Source organism: Lysinibacillus sp. NPDC094403, assembly GCF_050278745.1.
In the GTDB taxonomy this organism is placed as follows: Bacteria; Bacillota; Bacilli; order Bacillales_A; family Planococcaceae; genus Lysinibacillus.
Map to the genome: position 1 here is coordinate 70,472 of NZ_JBNNTL010000016.1, position 14,569 is coordinate 85,040.

The 14,569-nt window shown below is 36.7% G+C and carries 17 protein-coding genes and 1 other RNA gene; 13 read left to right on the forward strand and 5 right to left on the reverse strand.

Annotation, left to right across the window (positions count from 1 at the left end; genetic code table 11):
- Window positions 1–83: 83 nt before the first annotated feature.
- Window positions 84–1,397, reverse strand: a complete 1,314-nt coding sequence (locus ACQKMV_RS19210; RefSeq protein WP_427505869.1) for a short-chain fatty acid transporter — start codon at window positions 1,395–1,397, stop codon at window positions 84–86.
- A 309-nt stretch (window positions 1,398–1,706) separates the two neighbouring features.
- Between ACQKMV_RS19210 and ACQKMV_RS19215 the strand changes: the two genes are divergently transcribed.
- From ACQKMV_RS19215 to ACQKMV_RS19235, 5 genes are all read left to right on the forward strand, one after another.
- Window positions 1,707–2,585, forward strand: a complete 879-nt coding sequence (locus tag ACQKMV_RS19215; RefSeq protein ID WP_427505870.1) for a LysR family transcriptional regulator — start codon at window positions 1,707–1,709, stop codon at window positions 2,583–2,585.
- Window positions 2,586–2,692: 107 nt separating this feature from the next.
- On the forward strand, window positions 2,693–3,400 hold the full coding sequence (locus tag ACQKMV_RS19220) for a CoA transferase subunit A (protein ID WP_427505871.1): 708 nt from the start codon (window positions 2,693–2,695) through the stop codon (window positions 3,398–3,400).
- Window positions 3,400–4,041, forward strand: a complete 642-nt coding sequence (locus ACQKMV_RS19225; RefSeq protein WP_427426390.1) for a 3-oxoacid CoA-transferase subunit B — start codon at window positions 3,400–3,402, stop codon at window positions 4,039–4,041. The genes ACQKMV_RS19220 and ACQKMV_RS19225 overlap by 1 nt, the downstream gene beginning before the upstream one ends.
- A 102-nt stretch (window positions 4,042–4,143) precedes the next feature.
- Entirely contained in the window at window positions 4,144–4,770 is a 627-nt protein-coding gene (locus ACQKMV_RS19230) for a kinase (RefSeq protein ID WP_427505873.1), read from the forward strand.
- Between the two features lie 204 nt (window positions 4,771–4,974).
- Window positions 4,975–5,388 (forward strand): VOC family protein, encoded by a 414-nt coding sequence (locus ACQKMV_RS19235; RefSeq protein ID WP_427505874.1) that lies wholly within the window; start codon window positions 4,975–4,977, stop codon window positions 5,386–5,388.
- Window positions 5,389–5,577: 189 nt separating this feature from the next.
- Here the strand turns inward: ACQKMV_RS19235 and ACQKMV_RS19240 are convergent, their stop codons facing one another.
- Entirely contained in the window at window positions 5,578–6,033 is a 456-nt protein-coding gene (locus tag ACQKMV_RS19240) for a hypothetical protein (protein ID WP_427426387.1), read from the reverse strand.
- 424 nt (window positions 6,034–6,457) lie between these two features.
- On the opposite strand from ACQKMV_RS19240, the gene ACQKMV_RS19245 reads away from it, so the two are divergent.
- The 4 genes from ACQKMV_RS19245 (at window position 6,458) to ACQKMV_RS19260 (ending at window position 8,970) form a co-directional block, all read left to right on the forward strand.
- Window positions 6,458–7,639, forward strand: a complete 1,182-nt coding sequence (locus tag ACQKMV_RS19245; protein ID WP_427505875.1) for a NupC/NupG family nucleoside CNT transporter — start codon at window positions 6,458–6,460, stop codon at window positions 7,637–7,639.
- Between the two features lie 391 nt (window positions 7,640–8,030).
- Window positions 8,031–8,510 (forward strand): DUF2975 domain-containing protein, encoded by a 480-nt coding sequence (locus ACQKMV_RS19250; protein WP_427505876.1) that lies wholly within the window; start codon window positions 8,031–8,033, stop codon window positions 8,508–8,510.
- Window positions 8,511–8,518: 8 nt separating this feature from the next.
- Window positions 8,519–8,722 carry a helix-turn-helix domain-containing protein gene (locus ACQKMV_RS19255; protein ID WP_049667274.1) on the forward strand — a complete coding sequence of 68 codons (204 nt, stop codon included), beginning with the start codon at window positions 8,519–8,521 and terminating at the stop codon, window positions 8,720–8,722.
- Between the two features lie 29 nt (window positions 8,723–8,751).
- Window positions 8,752–8,970: a DUF3955 domain-containing protein gene (locus ACQKMV_RS19260; RefSeq protein WP_427505877.1), complete on the forward strand. Its 219-nt coding sequence runs from the start codon at window positions 8,752–8,754 to the stop codon at window positions 8,968–8,970.
- Window positions 8,971–9,235: 265 nt separating this feature from the next.
- Here the strand turns inward: ACQKMV_RS19260 and ssrS are convergent.
- Window positions 9,236–9,428: non-coding RNA, 6S RNA (gene ssrS / locus ACQKMV_RS19265), on the reverse strand.
- A 442-nt stretch (window positions 9,429–9,870) separates the two neighbouring features.
- On the opposite strand from ssrS, the gene ACQKMV_RS19270 reads away from it, so the two are divergent.
- The 3 genes from ACQKMV_RS19270 to ACQKMV_RS19280 all read left to right on the forward strand — a co-directional run bounded on the left by ACQKMV_RS19270 (window position 9,871) and on the right by ACQKMV_RS19280 (window position 11,894).
- Window positions 9,871–10,209: a zinc ribbon domain-containing protein YjdM gene (locus tag ACQKMV_RS19270; RefSeq protein ID WP_370048458.1), complete on the forward strand. Its 339-nt coding sequence runs from the start codon at window positions 9,871–9,873 to the stop codon at window positions 10,207–10,209.
- Window positions 10,210–10,366: 157 nt separating this feature from the next.
- Window positions 10,367–10,897 carry a sigma-70 family RNA polymerase sigma factor gene (locus tag ACQKMV_RS19275; RefSeq protein ID WP_427505878.1) on the forward strand — a complete coding sequence of 177 codons (531 nt, stop codon included), beginning with the start codon at window positions 10,367–10,369 and terminating at the stop codon, window positions 10,895–10,897.
- Complete coding sequence (locus ACQKMV_RS19280) at window positions 10,890–11,894, forward strand: anti sigma factor C-terminal domain-containing protein (RefSeq protein ID WP_427505879.1); 1,005 nt, start codon at window positions 10,890–10,892, stop codon at window positions 11,892–11,894. Before ACQKMV_RS19275 ends, ACQKMV_RS19280 begins: the two co-directional genes overlap by 8 nt.
- Window positions 11,895–11,946: 52 nt before the next feature.
- Here the strand turns inward: ACQKMV_RS19280 and ACQKMV_RS19285 are convergent, their stop codons facing one another.
- Both ACQKMV_RS19285 and ACQKMV_RS19290 read right to left on the reverse strand, forming a co-directional pair.
- Window positions 11,947–12,459 carry a zf-HC2 domain-containing protein gene (locus ACQKMV_RS19285; protein ID WP_427505880.1) on the reverse strand — a complete coding sequence of 171 codons (513 nt, stop codon included), beginning with the start codon at window positions 12,457–12,459 and terminating at the stop codon, window positions 11,947–11,949.
- A 200-nt stretch (window positions 12,460–12,659) separates the two neighbouring features.
- On the reverse strand, window positions 12,660–13,298 hold the full coding sequence (locus tag ACQKMV_RS19290) for a YfbR-like 5'-deoxynucleotidase (RefSeq protein ID WP_427426877.1): 639 nt from the start codon (window positions 13,296–13,298) through the stop codon (window positions 12,660–12,662).
- 518 nt (window positions 13,299–13,816) lie between these two features.
- Here ACQKMV_RS19290 and ACQKMV_RS19295 point away from each other — a divergent pair.
- Window positions 13,817–14,257, forward strand: a complete 441-nt coding sequence (locus ACQKMV_RS19295; RefSeq protein ID WP_427426878.1) for a hypothetical protein — start codon at window positions 13,817–13,819, stop codon at window positions 14,255–14,257.
- Window positions 14,258–14,569: the final 312 nt, after the last annotated feature.

The following is a 14,569-nucleotide window of genomic DNA, read 5'->3' on the forward strand; positions in this document are numbered from 1 at the left end:
CTCAATTTAGCTTCGTTCAAAGTGCACATAAAAACTTCACGGAAATGTGTGTATTGCATTCCGTGAAGTTTAATACTCGATATTTAGATGAAAAGGAAGCCAATGCTAATAATAATGCCCGTAAAGATTAAAACGAATAAACAGAAGCCCATTATATCCCTAGCCTTTAAGCCAGCGATTGCAAGGGCTGGAAGTGCCCAGAATGGTTGAATCATATTTGTCCAAGCGTCTCCCCAAGCGATAGCCATAGCTGTTTTAGCATAGTCGGCACCTAGAGTTGTTGCAGCATCTAGCATAATAGGAGCCTGCACTGCCCATTGTCCACCGCCTGACGGAATAAAGAAGTTAACAAGTCCGGCTGAGAAAAAAGTGAATAAATAGAAGGTATGTTCATTAGAAATACTAACGAACCATTCTGAAAATACAGCAGCTAAACCAGAAGCGGTCATCATGCCCATAATCCCTGCATAAAACGGAAATTGAAAAACAATGCCCGTTGTTGTTTTAATGGCATCTTGTGCGGCTGCAAGGAAACGCTGCGGAGTCCCATGGAATATGATACCTAACACAATAAAAATTGTATTTACAACATTTAAATCAAGAACAAAGCCCTTCGTAATAAAATGATAGATTAAATAAGTAAGTCCGATAATACCAATTAAAATCGTTAAAATATAACTGCGCTCAGAGCGACTGGCAAAATTGTTTTCAGGCTTAGGTAACTCTGTTTTTTCTTCCACTAATAAAGCAGGGTTAACCACAACCGTATCTTCTTCCTTTGGCATCATCCAACGATTAAATAAAGGTAAAGTGAAGAGTATCACTATGACTATAAATAAGTTATAAGTTGAAAAAATTGTAACATTGGTTGGTACGACGCCCATTATGTCAGCAAACTTATGACCTTCAGTCGCAATGGATAACGGAATTGAGCCAGCTAATCCACCATGCCAAATAACCATGCCTGAATAGGCACTGGCGATTAATAAGCGATAATCTACCTTCTTTACATGCTGAGCAATTTCCTTAGCAAAGAGGGCACCAATTACAAGTCCGAATCCCCAGTTAATCCAGCAAGCTATTAGTGATACGAATGTAATAACAATAATAGCCATGCCTGGTGATTTTATTTTACTTGCACTGGCTGATAACCCTTTTTTAAAGACAGGACTATTCGCTAAAATGTGGCCTGCAGCTAAGACAATTACCATTTGCATTGTAAATTCTAGTAAACTCCAAAAGCTACCTCCCCAATATGTCACCATGTCGAGTGGAGAAGAATCTGTTAATCCGACCCCTAAAAGTAATACTAATACTGTGAGTATAGTGACAAATATGTATGGGTCGGGTAAATATTTTTCCATGATAGCATTCGAAATTCTTGTTAACGTTTTCATGTAAGAAATCCCCTTTCTTTTTCTACCATCCTTTATTGCTAATTTTACATAGAGAAATGAGTTATTAAAGAAAAAATTGTAATTAAGAACAATAAATTAAACGTAATATAGAAAATTTTTTTGTGGCTGTTATTCGCGAATATTGCTTAGTTAAATTTTATCGGCATCATGGGGAAACGTTGTCGCTATTGTATTTGTCTTAGATATTTATCTAGAAGAAGGATTCGTAGAAAATGAGGAGAATTTATTACTAAAAAAGGGATTTTGGAATACTTTTTATAACAAATTAGAATAAATAGGGGGGATTATATGGAGTTGCGAGATTTAAAAGCATTTATGACTGTTGTTGAGCATGGGAGTTTTACAAAGGCAGCTAGTGAATCCTTTGTGTCACAGCCTTCATTAAGCAAAAGCATTAAAAAGTTGGAAGATACTCTTCATGTGGAGTTATTAAACCGATCTACACGTAACGTAGAATTAACAGATGCAGGTAGTATTGTCTATAAACAAGGACAAAAAATAATGCGTTCTGTACACGATTTACATATTTTACTGGATGATTTATCGAATATCGAAACAGGTACTATTAAATTAGGAATTCCGCCGTTGATTGGTACTCTATTTTTCCCTGAAATCGCTCGGAAGTTTCATAAACAATATCCAAAGGTGCATTTAGAGCTAGTGGAACGTGGAGCTAAAATGATCGGAACACTAGTAGAAAATGGCGATGTTGATATGGGGATTGTTGTTATACCGACAGATGAAAGGAAATTTTCTGTTCAATCATTTGTGGAAGACCAATTTTTTGTCTTTATTAATGAGTCCCATCCATTAGCTCAGCAAGAGCATATTCTATTACAAGATTTAAAAAATGAGACATTCATTATCTTTGCAGAGGAATTCACACTGCATGATTATGTTATTAAATCATGTAAAAGCGTAGGATTTACACCAATAATCGGCTATAAGAGCTCGCAGTGGGATTTAATAGTGGAGCTAGTATCCTCGAATTTAGGAGTGACACTTTTACCATATTCAATTGCCGCAAAGCAGACGAATAAAAATGTAAAAATTATTCCATTATCTAATTTTGACATGCCATGGCGCTTAGGTGTTATTACGAAGAAGAATACATATCAATCTTTTGCATTGAAGCAGCTACTCAATACAATTCGTTCTGAAAATTAATTTATGCAATTTTAGAATAAATAGTATTCCAATTAATCCCTTTACTTATAAAATAGTATTAAGGTAGAATTTTTCTTAATAAGTGAGTAAATTTAGGGGGTTTCGATATGGGGAAGGGAAAAGTGTGGAATTCGTTTGAGGAAGCCGTCGCTGATATTAAAGATGGAGATACACTAGCAGTAGGGGGCTTCGGGCTATGTGGTATCCCTGAAAAATCAATTGCGGCGCTAGTACAACGGGGAACAAAGGACTTAACAGTTGTCAGCAATAACTGTGGTGTGGATGATTGGGGCTTAGGGCTTTTATTAGCAAATAAACAAATTAAAAAAATGATTGCATCCTATGTAGGTGAAAATAAAATTTTTGAGCAGCAATTTTTAAGTGGGGAGCTTGAAGTAGAATTGACACCACAAGGTACGTTGGCGGAGCGTATGCGAGCTGGCGGAGCCGGAATTCCTGGCTTTTACACGGCTACTGGGGTTGGAACGCCAATTGCTGAAGGGAAAGAAGTAAAGGTTTTTGATGGCAAGGAACATATTTTAGAAAAAGGAATTGTCGCAGATTTTGCACTTGTCAAAGCGTGGAAGGCAGACAAGCTAGGAAATTTAGTGTTCAGGAAAACATCACGTAATTTTAATCCACTAGCTGCAATGGCAGGGAAAATTACGATTGCAGAAGTAGAGGAAATTGTTGAAGTTGGAGAGCTGGATCCAGATCATATTCATACGCCGGGAGTGTTCGTGCAACGCGTTTTACTAGGTGGCAATTATGAGAAGCGTATCGAGCGTTTGACGATGAAAAAGGGGGATGCGTGATGGCTGATACAAGACAAAGAATAGTAAATAGAGCGGTAAAAGAAATACAGAATGGCATGAACGTCAATTTAGGTATTGGCATTCCAACGCTAGTGGCCAATGCAATTCCGGCTGATTATGACGTCCTTTTACAATCAGAAAACGGACTTCTTGGCATTGGCCCATACCCAGCAGAAGAAGCGGTCGACCCTGATTTAATTAATGCAGGTAAAGAAACAGTAACTGCAGTTCCTGGTGCTTCCTTCTTCGATAGTGCCGAATCATTTGCGATGATTCGCGGAGGTCATATCGATCTTGCTATTTTAGGTGGCATGGAAGTATCTGAAACGGGTGACCTTGCGAACTGGATGATTCCAGGGAAAATGGTGAAAGGTATGGGAGGCGCCATGGACCTTGTAGTCGGGGCAAAAAGGGTAGTTGTCGTGATGGAGCATGTCAATAAAAACGGTGAGTCAAAAATAAAAAAACAATGTGAGCTTCCGTTAACGGGCAAAGGCGTTGTGCATAGATTAATTACAGACCTAGCTGTTTTCGACTTTACGGAGGAAGGAATGCAGCTTATAGAATTAGCAGAGGGTGTCACTTTAGAGGAAATAAAAGAGAAGACAGCTGCTTCCTTTAGTGTCGCCTTAACGGTATAAAGTGAAACTTCAATCGAGCGCTTACGGGCAGTTAATGCGGGATAAATTAATGTAACCAGTTCTGTGATAGAGCTGGTTATTTTTCATTAGGGATGTGAATCAATGGATATACATGAACTAAAGTGCGATATTATAAAGCAATTTAAAACGAGGTCTGCTAAAGAGAGACCATTCATTGTCGCGATTGATGGATTGGGTGGTGCAGGAAAGTCTACTATAGCTTACGAACTGGCGAAGGAACTACAATCTATTTGCTCTGTGAAATTAATCCAAATGGATAATCATATTGTAGAGAGAAATAAACGCTATGATACTGGTCACGCTGAATGGTATGAATACTATTATTTACAATGGGATATTGAAGTTATTAAAAATAATATTCTTTTACCAATACATAATAATAATTTACAACTTCAACTACCGTTTTATAATCAATCAGCAGATACCGTTAACGATAGAAAGGTAAAATTAGAAACAAATAGTATTCTTTTTATCGAGGGAATATTTCTTTTAAGGCAGGAATGGAGAACCTTTTATGATTATCGTTTATTTATAGACATCCCTCGAACATTTCGAGAGGAAAGAGTATTACAACGAGATGTCTATATTGGGGATTTTCAAGCAAGACTAAGTAAGTATCAAAGAAGATATTGGCCAGCTGAGGAGTATTATTTAGAAAAAGAGAATCCGTTAGCAATTGCAGATAGAATTTGTGATTTTTTAAAGTAGTATTGTCGCTTCGCGGGTATTTACATGGATTCCGCAGGTATTTGTCTCCAATCCGCGGGTATTTCAACCAACATCGCGGGTATTTTGCCTTCAAGCGCGGGTATTTCAGACGAGCATGTAGGTTGATTGTGATTTTTCAGACTATTGGCCGTTCTCTAGCTCTGTTTTTCGATTATACAATGGTAGAAAAGGAGAAAAATAACGATGAGACAACAATGGTCAGATGAATTACAGGTGGCACAGGTGCGCGTTGCTAGGCCAACTGATAAATTAAAGGAAATTGAAGAATTCTATTGCGAAGGCGTAGGGTTAGAAAAAATTGGCTCATTTTCAGGACATCAAGGCTACAATGGTATCATGATTGGTCTGCCGAATGCTAGCTATCATTTAGAATTTACAGAGCATATTGAAGGAAGTCCTTGCCCAGCACCAACAAAGGATAACCTGCTTGTATTGTATATTCCAAATCGTTCAACCATACAACGTATTGCGGAACGCTTATTGCAAATGGGCTTCCCTGAGGTAGAACCAGAAAATCAATATTGGGCTGAAAAAGGTGTCACAATTGAAGACCCTGATGGCTGGCGTCTTGTATTAATGAACACAGAGGGTATTTAAATAAGAGGTACGAGCTTACATTGTTGTGGGCTCGTGTTTTTTAGTTTTAATACCCTACGTGGTATGTGATCGCAGCTTTTAATACAAAATCAAACAAGCACTTTAGTCTGAAACAATTAATATGTGAATGGGCAATAAAAAAGATACCCCTCCATTATACGCGGAGGGGTATCTTGTGATTGGAATATTCTATTGTCCTAAAGCAGCATTTTCATGATAATGGGTGGCAATGGATTCAATATCTAGCTGGGTATAGTTTGCCCAATTAGCCTTTCTAAAATCTTCCTCGCTAAAGTAAATATTTAATAGCTCTGTCATAGATTTGTTCCCATTAGGTTTCGTTAAAGGAGCATACCAGTTAATAGCTGCAGTTTTAATACTTTTTAGCTTTGACAGCTCTGCAAAGATTTTAGTGGAATCCTTCAACATTTGATTTTTCATACCTTTTTTCACATCTGTATCCTGTATGGAGATTGATACGTTACCATTCTTTTCTTCAACAGTGAATTTATTTTTAACGATAGCTCCTACTATATCTTGAACGGAAGTATTTTTATCGACGGCAACTTCCTTTGGAGCAGTATTTTTTCCGCAAGCTGATAATAATAGTGTGGCTAATAAAAACAGATAAAATAACTTCTTCAATGTAATAACCTCCCTTGTTACTACCATATATGCGCAAATTGGAGGTGAATTATACAAAAAGAAGGAAGGTTATAATTCTTTTTTGCGAGCAATAAATCTTAATAAATCAGTATAATTTGAATAAAGTTTACAAAAACTTGTAGTAAGCTAGGCCATCCATTATGATGGTCTTTTTTTATAAAACGATAATCTTGTAAGCGTATACACTTTTCGCGGAGTTTTTTTTCTTTAACTATTGAATTGCTAGTGAAAACAATGTATAGTGAAGTGATTTGTCTGACGTCTGACTATCTACATATTTTCAGTTTTAAGATCTAAAGCTGTTATTCAAGTTTCAATAATGGAACATAATGAGTGAAAGAAGGATTTGTAGTTTCGGATATCGAACGCGCAAAAATTATCAATATTATTTATGGAGGAACTCATGAGATACTTAATATCCATTTGTGGATTGCTACTTGTTTTTGGTTTAGCTCTGTTAATGAGTAAAAACAAAAAAGAAATAAAATATAAAAACATAATTATTATGTTAATCATTCAATTTATATTTGCAGCATTACTGCTAAATACGAAGTTCGGTTATGTTCTAATCAAAGGATTTACAAATGTATTTGATCATTTATTGTCTTACGCAAGTACGGGCGTAACTTTTGTTTTTGGTGGTTTAGCGAATAAAGGAGAGTATTCCTTCTTCCTAAATGTGTTATTACCAATTATTTTTATATCTGTATTGATAGGGATTTTACAGCATTTCAAAATTCTCCCTTTCTTCATGAAGTGGATAGGGTTATTTTTAAGTAAAGTAAGTGGTATGGGGAAATTGGAATCATATAATGCTGTTGCTTCTGCAATGGTAGGTCAATCTGAAGTATTTATTACTGTAAAAAAACAATTAGATAAGATTACTCCACAGCGAATGTATACATTATGCGCATCAGCGATGTCGACCGTTTCTATGTCAGTTGTTGGAGCATATATGACGATGATTGAACCAAAATATGTTGTAACGGCGATTGTCTTGAACTTGTTTGGTGGATTTATTATTGCTTCAATCATTAATCCGTATAGCGTAGAAGAAAGTGAAGATATCTTAGCGATTGAAGATGAAAATAAACAAACTTTCTTTCAAATGCTTGGCGAATATATCATGGATGGATTTAAAGTAGCCGTCATTGTTGGAGCGATGCTTATCGGTTTCGTGGCATTAATGGATTTAATCAATTCTGTATTTGATATGATTTTCGGTATATCCTTCCAAGATATTTTAGGTTATATTTTTGCACCAATAGCTTTCCTAATGGGTGTACCATGGGCAGATGCTGTTTCTGCCGGAGGAATTATGGCAACCAAATTAGTAACGAATGAATTTGTTGCAATGGCAAGCCTTAAAGAAGTAGCTAAGTCTATGAGTGCGCATACACTGGCTATTATTTCTGTATTTGTTGTATCCTTTGCAAACTTTTCATCGATCGGTATTATTGCCGGAGCAGTAAAAGGTTTGAATGAAAGGCAAGCGGATGTAGTTGCTCGTTTTGGCTTAAAGTTGTTGTATGGGGCCACGCTTGTTAGTATTTTAACGGCTACAATTGTTGGTTTTGTTATTTAATTTAAAAAAAGAAGCAGTTGTTCTATATCGATTGTACTTTATAAAAACCCAAACGTTTGGGTTTATGCCTTCCACATATCTGTGGAGGGCTTTTATTTTGTAAAAAGAATTGTTCAAATGGAAAAATCGATTGTTGCAGTATTGGCACAATCATCTCTTTTGCAGTGGATGTGACCATATTAATAAGCTTTGTGGCTATTGACTACATCTCAAGAATTATGGGGGGATTGTAAACCGTAATTTATTGTGAGCATCTGGTCTTTTTCTATAATTTAAATCATGGGTATTTGTAGTAAAAGAATAATTATTTATCGTTTTACAATAAAAAAGTATTGACTAATGATGTGTTGTAGATTATTCTAACGTTAGAAAGTTGAGAAGGCGGTGAATTATGAAACAAAAGGAATTAGCAAAGTGGTTAAAAATAATTATTGTATTTTGTTGGGTATTTGGTTTGTTGTTCTGTATCTATGTTGGACCAGAAACAGGGAAGAATATATTGCTAGATTCTGATTCCTTAAAAGAGCTATATAAACCTTTTGTTGCTTTTATTTGGATAACTGGCATTCCTTACTTTTATGCTTTATGTATAGGCTGGAGTATCTGTTCAGACATTAATTTAGGTAACGATTTCACATTAAAAAATGCAAAAAGGTTAATGCGTATAAGTGTTTTAGCAATGACAGAAGGAGTTTTATATGTTATCGCATTGCTTTATATATTTATTAGTGGGAACTACAATACTAATCTTTTAATGATTCTTTTGCTTATTCTATTTTTTGCAGTAGTTATTTCTGTATTTACTTCTTTGCTTTCTTATTTGATGGGTAAAGCAAGTGAACTTAAAGAAGATAACGAATTAACGATTTGAGGTGTAACATGGGCATCATAGTTAATCTTGATGTAATGCTAGCTAAAAGGAAAATGAGTGTTACAGAACTATCAGAAAAACTTGGTATCACAATGGCAAACGTCTCAATTTTAAAAAATGGAAAAGCAAAAGCGATTAAATTTTCAACATTAGAGAAGATATGTGAAGTATTAGACTGTCAACCAGGTGATATCTTGGAATATAAAAAATAAATAAACTAACTTTATTGGAGGAAAATATTATGAAAATGAAATATGTAATCGCATCTACACCAATACTTTTAGGAGTAATATGTTTAATTGCAAAAGCTATCATTGGAAGTAAAGTAGCTATAGATGGCACTTTAGAAGAACCTTTCTTCTTGATTCCAATTGGCTTTTTATTATTCTTCTTAGGTATTGTGTCATTAGTTGGTGTGGCATTAATTTCAATGTTTAAGAAAACACAAATTTCAAACTAAAAAAAATTATTTTTTGTATAAAAGGCTACTAACCATCTAAACAAATAACCAGGCGCTCATCGTGAGTACCTGGTTATTTTTTGTATGTCGTTTAGATATAAAGATAGGTTTACGATAAATAAAGCTGGTATATTAAAGTGTTTTCATCCAAAGCTTTTGCAATGGCAAAAGCTTCTTGCTAACCAGTGCTCATTGTGATAAAAAAAATCACCCTCCAATAATGAAGGGTGATTCGCTCAAAGCCTAGTGGCTGTATGATTAAAATTAAAAAGCCGCGTATGCCGTAGTTATTATAGAAAGTTTTAAACCACCACTCCTCAAAGTGGGTGTTCGCAGAAGCTTTCCTGCTTATCCTCATGCACCTTGGTGTGAGGCCCGTCATTCCAACTCCAATAATAAAACTCCCTTTTACAGCTTAAAGGTTAAAACTTAATATTATACGAACAATGCAGCCTTTAAGGATATAATAAGGCATGATAAACAAACTTGCAAGTAAGATGGTTTGTACAAAAAAGTCAATGGACAAGTGTCCCAAATCATGCAAATCCAGAATGAAAATGGCGACAAATGCATGAAACAGATTCATATACTTTTCACAAATGCGAACGAAAAATACGAACAACCTTTACTTAATAGGGCTTGTATGTAAAGATAAAGGAGTATATATAGGGTTTACCTTCATTCAGTAGAAGGCTACACATCTCAACAGGTGGTGAGATGAATGCAGTTTTGATTCCCTTTCAGTGGGTGTCCAAATCCCTACTGAATGAAGATAAAGCCTCCGGCGGATGTCATGGATTTTCAAAGGAATGAATTGTGCGGGCACAATTCAAAATCCAGACGCAATTACGCCAAGGCGAAATTGAACTAGAAGCAAAAAAGTATAAGGAGGAAGCGGAAATGGCAGCTTATCCAAATTGTCCAAAATGTAATTCTGAATACACATATGAGGATGGATCGAACTTTGTATGTCCAGAATGTGCACATGAGTGGAGCACGGATGTAACGGAGCAGGAGACAGATACGTTAATCGTAAAGGATGCTCATGGCAATCTACTTGCGGACGGTGATTCCGTTACAATTATTAAGGATTTAAAGGTGAAAGGTAGTTCTTCAACGCTAAAAATTGGGACAAAGGTGAAAAGCATTCGTCTCGTTGAAGGTGATCACAATATTGATTGTAAAATCGATGGCTTTGGTGCAATGAAATTAAAGTCAGAGTTCGTTAAAAAAGCATAATTACTGTAAAAAGAGTCGGAATAGGAAGCGCCCCAAACTTGAAGTTGGAAGGCTATTCTAAATCGACTCTTTTTTATTTTAAAAAAATTTAGTAATTACTGTAACATTTAGAAAAGATATACGTTTTACTTGTGAAATTGCAAAGCGAGGGGATGGCATGGACAGACAGCGGAAAAACGAGCTTGAGCAACTTTATGAAAAATACGCGAAATCGTTATATTATTTTCTGTTGAAGATGTCTGGGTCGGTACATATAGCGGAAGATTTAGTGCAAGAAACATTTGTACGAGCTACGGTCTCGCTATCGTTTTATAAAGAGGAGGATGTGAGAGCATGGTTATTCAAAGTAGCGCGGAACACGTATTTAGATGAATGGCGTAAGCAGAAAAGGCGAAGGACTATTCCGTTCGCACACTTATTTTGGAAAGATGAAATGCTTAGTCCTTATGGGTTACCAGAAGAGGAGTTTTTAATGCAGGAAGTATCAGAAGATGTACAGACGTTGCTGAAATTTTTGCCTGAAAATTACCGAACGATTTTATATTTACGTGAATATGAGCAATTCACCTACTTAGAATTGCAGGAGGCACTAGAGCTTTCTGAGGGGCAGGTGAAAATACTTTTGCATCGTGCTCGCAAAAGGTTGGAGGAAATAGTGAAAAAGAATGGAGGTTTTCAACATGACTGAGTGGTCGCAGGAGAATGAAAAAAAGGTTTTAAGAAAATACCGTTTTACGTTAACATTTCGAGTACTGCGTATATTGCTAATATGCTTCGTTATTTATGCTCTCTATATAGCAGGGGTGTCCATCGTTTTTGATAAAACGCGTCCTGATCTTAAACATGCTTATAATTCTTTAATGGTACTTGAATGGCAACATCCAAATATGAAAGGTCAATATTCTATGGGTTCGCCTGCTGAAATAACACCATTTCTGACGCAAAAATTTAGCTATCCTCTTGAGAAGCAGGTAGGAAAGGAAAAGGTAGTAGTCGGCGAAATGCATGTTGAAAAATCTATATTGAATTCTAATTCATCTCTGAGTATGGGCTTACCGTCGACAAATACATCACAACAATTTAATTTTAATTTACCCGAAGATCCTGTAACGGGAAAAGCAACCTCATCTCAACTTAATAATAATATATGGAAGATATTAGAGAAATTACCTGAAGGGGCTGTAGCGGAAATGGCATTTTCGATTTCAACATTTAAAGATCCTATAGAATTGGAAAAAATGCTTGCTCCGTACGGGGTCCGAATCGTTTGGATGCCATTATATACAGGTGAGTTTAAATCCTTTGAACCAACTGCTTCTGACCGCTCCAGTGGTACAATTACTATTTATGATAGAATCGGGCTATCAGGAGGCTTAACAGTTAATGATGATTATTCACATATATCTGAGGCACAGGACTTAACAAGTAATTTAAAAAATAGCCAGCGTTGGATGGTAAGAAATATGGAAAAACTATTGAAAAATGAAAAGAAAAGCTATTATGAGGGGTTTCTCGGTTTACACCATTTGCAAGAACGCTATGATTATATTAAAAAGAATGGATTTCAAGCATATGGTGCTGTTGTAACAGGACCGACAAAGCAACTATGGATGCTTCAAGATCTAGAAGGTATTTCTAATGAAATGCTAGGGGATGTTGAGCTTATGAATGGGTATAATTGGTGATGAAAGAAGTTGTCTCAAATACTTGAGACAACTTCTTTCTGTTGGTGTAACATTATTTTGTAAACCTACGAAAAAGAATAGCAAAAGCAGCACCAAATAGTGCAAAAATAGTATGTAAAATGGCTATGAAGCTAGCTCCAATTAACAGTGTACCAATTTCCGTTAAGGAGTAGTGGGTGACATAAAGTGAATTATTGAGATTGTTAATAATAGCCCATACGAAAACAGGCACAGAGCTAATGGCAAAAACAATCCAAATATTTTTATAAAAGAAATAAGTAAGGCAGCCAAAAATCGCGTAAGATATAGCAAAGCTTGTTTGATTACCAAGTAAGGATGAGTTAATGGCAAACATAAAGGATAGTACGATAAAAACAACATGGAAAAAGGTTACCGTTCTTTTCATTGGTAAATTATAGACTTGTGATTGCTTTGAAGTAGCGAACTGCCGACAATGCTCACAATTAGCTAAATGGTGTTCAACAAATTCTATAGTAGTTGCTTGGAGCGCCTGTTTTTTATACAAAGGTAATAAATCTTCTACAATTGAACATTCCTGTGACAAAAGCTTCCCTCCAATCGATCTCCTTTCATTATACGACTTTTTAACTTCTTTCAGTAGATGTCCAAACATCTGTACCTGTCGCTACGCTTTCGGTACAAAAGACATCTGATTCCAGACGCAATTATGCCAAGGCATAATTGATGAAAATAAAAAAAGCCTTCCGTGAGTTAATTCGTTCGGAAAACTTGTACATGCACCTATTAATTTGATGTTAATACCTCATTGGTCAAAGCTTGAATATCAATATGTGTTTTTTCCTTCACAGCGTCCTTCAGAATCTCAGTACGGAAATAGTGAACTGAATCTTCAAGAGGAATAGTTAAAATCTTGGAAAGCGCTGATTGATACATATGCACAAATTCTTTATCTGTGTTTCCGCGTTTTAACTCAGCGAAGGCTTCATAAAATTGGTCTAGCTTATCAGCAAACTCAAGTAGGCGACCTTCTATAGTGTTGTCCTTACCTTCTTTCATGCGTTCAAAGAATACAGCCTGAAACTCTTGTGGGATCTCATCAATAATAAATTTCTCCATCATTTTTTCTTCAACATGTGCAAGCATTTGTTTAAGCTCTGGGCTCGCATGCTTTACTGGAGTTTTAATATCGCCGATAAACACTTCGGCAAAATCGTGATTGATGGTTTTTTCGTATAATGATTTCCAATTAACCGTAGCTCCATTCATTTCCTCAAGTGTAGCGAAAAACATCGCATACTGTGATACCTTCCATGAATGGGCAGCCACATTGTGCTCTTCAAATTTGAAACGCCCAGGGCAACGAATAATACGCTCTAAGTCATTAAGACTTGTAAAAAATTGATGAATACCTATAAAAATCACTCCTTTTTGTTCTATAAGTGCATGTTACTATAATCCATACCCTCTTTGTGCAGATTTCAAACAATTTTACAATGATTCAATTTGCGTTTACAAAGGATTCACAATTGACGATAAAGCATGCCTTGTTGAGTGCTATAATGAGGGGGAATGAGTCAATTATGCCTCGGCATAATTGCGTCCGGAATCGGCTTTGTGCTTGGGCCTGCGTGAGGGCCGACACGATGTCGGTCATTTCGGTAATGCCACAGGACGTGGCGTTTTTACCGATGCAGGTCAGTTAGCCGTTATCGCATGGATGCGATGATTTTAGGCTAACATCCTATGTGAACTTCTTTCCGATTCTGTGACATCCGCCGGAGGCTTTAACTTCTTTCAGCGGGTATTTGAACACCACTGAAAAAGTAACTTAAACCCGCATTCATCTCACCACCTATAGAGGAGGGAGACATTTGTAGCTGACGCTTTGCTTTCGCTACAAAAAACATCTGCTGAAAAAAGTTAAAAGGGGAGTATGCACCATGGTTTCAATTTATACACTTCTTCTTTACATACATATTTTAAGTGCTATTCTTTCGATTGGGCCTTTGTTCGTTGTTTTAACAATTGTTAAGAAAATGCGTACAGCATCTCATGTTGAAATGTCACCATATATTGAGGCTTTTAAAGGAGCAATTACGATCGTCAAGCATTCAGGGCATGTTCTTGTTGCATCTGGTATTTTATTAATGTGGCATGCGGGCTATCATTGGAGTACCTCGTGGATTGTTCTTACATTCCTCGTGATGCTTGCCTCCATTGTTTTCTTAGCAAGAGCGTTCAAACCGACTTTACAGACATTTAATACACCTGCCTATGACCAGCAAAAATTTGCTTCATTACTACATCGCAAAGCATGGATGTACATTTTATTATTGCTAATTATGTTATGGCTAATGGTTGCAAAGCCTGTACTTTGGTAAGAAGCTGGCTCATCATCATAACGTGTGGTTGATTTCCGTTCCGACTGGGCGCTTTGCCGCTGACGCTTCGCTTTCGCGCAGAGCAGAGCTTCTTGGGGGCGTCCGATGAGCCGCTTTGTTGTTGCTGTCACTACGCTTTCGCACAGATAAAACATTTGCTGTCGCTACGTTAGCACTACGCTTTCGCACAGAAAACATCCGCTTCGCTGCAGGGTCTCGGGCCAACAGATGTTTTTTGCGCGAAAGCGAAGCGGCAGCAGCACCGATGTTGGTCACGAAGGCGTTATCACAGGACGTGATGGTTTTAGCCTT

Coding starts and splice junctions, on each gene's coding strand:
- ACQKMV_RS19295 (WP_427426878.1), top strand. CDS start 13,817: ATGGTTTCAATTTATACACTTCTTCTTTACATACATATTTTAAGTGCT.
- ACQKMV_RS19220 (WP_427505871.1), top strand. CDS start 2,693: ATGGGGAAGGGAAAAGTGTGGAATTCGTTTGAGGAAGCCGTCGCTGAT.
- ACQKMV_RS19275 (WP_427505878.1), top strand. CDS start 10,367: ATGGACAGACAGCGGAAAAACGAGCTTGAGCAACTTTATGAAAAATAC.
- ACQKMV_RS19270 (WP_370048458.1), top strand. CDS start 9,871: ATGGCAGCTTATCCAAATTGTCCAAAATGTAATTCTGAATACACATAT.
- ACQKMV_RS19255 (WP_049667274.1), top strand. CDS start 8,519: ATGGGCATCATAGTTAATCTTGATGTAATGCTAGCTAAAAGGAAAATG.
- ACQKMV_RS19245 (WP_427505875.1), top strand. CDS start 6,458: ATGAGATACTTAATATCCATTTGTGGATTGCTACTTGTTTTTGGTTTA.
- ACQKMV_RS19260 (WP_427505877.1), top strand. CDS start 8,752: ATGAAAATGAAATATGTAATCGCATCTACACCAATACTTTTAGGAGTA.
- ACQKMV_RS19230 (WP_427505873.1), top strand. CDS start 4,144: ATGGATATACATGAACTAAAGTGCGATATTATAAAGCAATTTAAAACG.
- ACQKMV_RS19210 (WP_427505869.1), bottom strand. CDS start 1,397: ATGAAAACGTTAACAAGAATTTCGAATGCTATCATGGAAAAATATTTA.
- ACQKMV_RS19225 (WP_427426390.1), top strand. CDS start 3,400: ATGGCTGATACAAGACAAAGAATAGTAAATAGAGCGGTAAAAGAAATA.
- ACQKMV_RS19250 (WP_427505876.1), top strand. CDS start 8,031: ATGAAACAAAAGGAATTAGCAAAGTGGTTAAAAATAATTATTGTATTT.
- ACQKMV_RS19235 (WP_427505874.1), top strand. CDS start 4,975: ATGAGACAACAATGGTCAGATGAATTACAGGTGGCACAGGTGCGCGTT.
- ACQKMV_RS19215 (WP_427505870.1), top strand. CDS start 1,707: ATGGAGTTGCGAGATTTAAAAGCATTTATGACTGTTGTTGAGCATGGG.
- ACQKMV_RS19280 (WP_427505879.1), top strand. CDS start 10,890: ATGACTGAGTGGTCGCAGGAGAATGAAAAAAAGGTTTTAAGAAAATAC.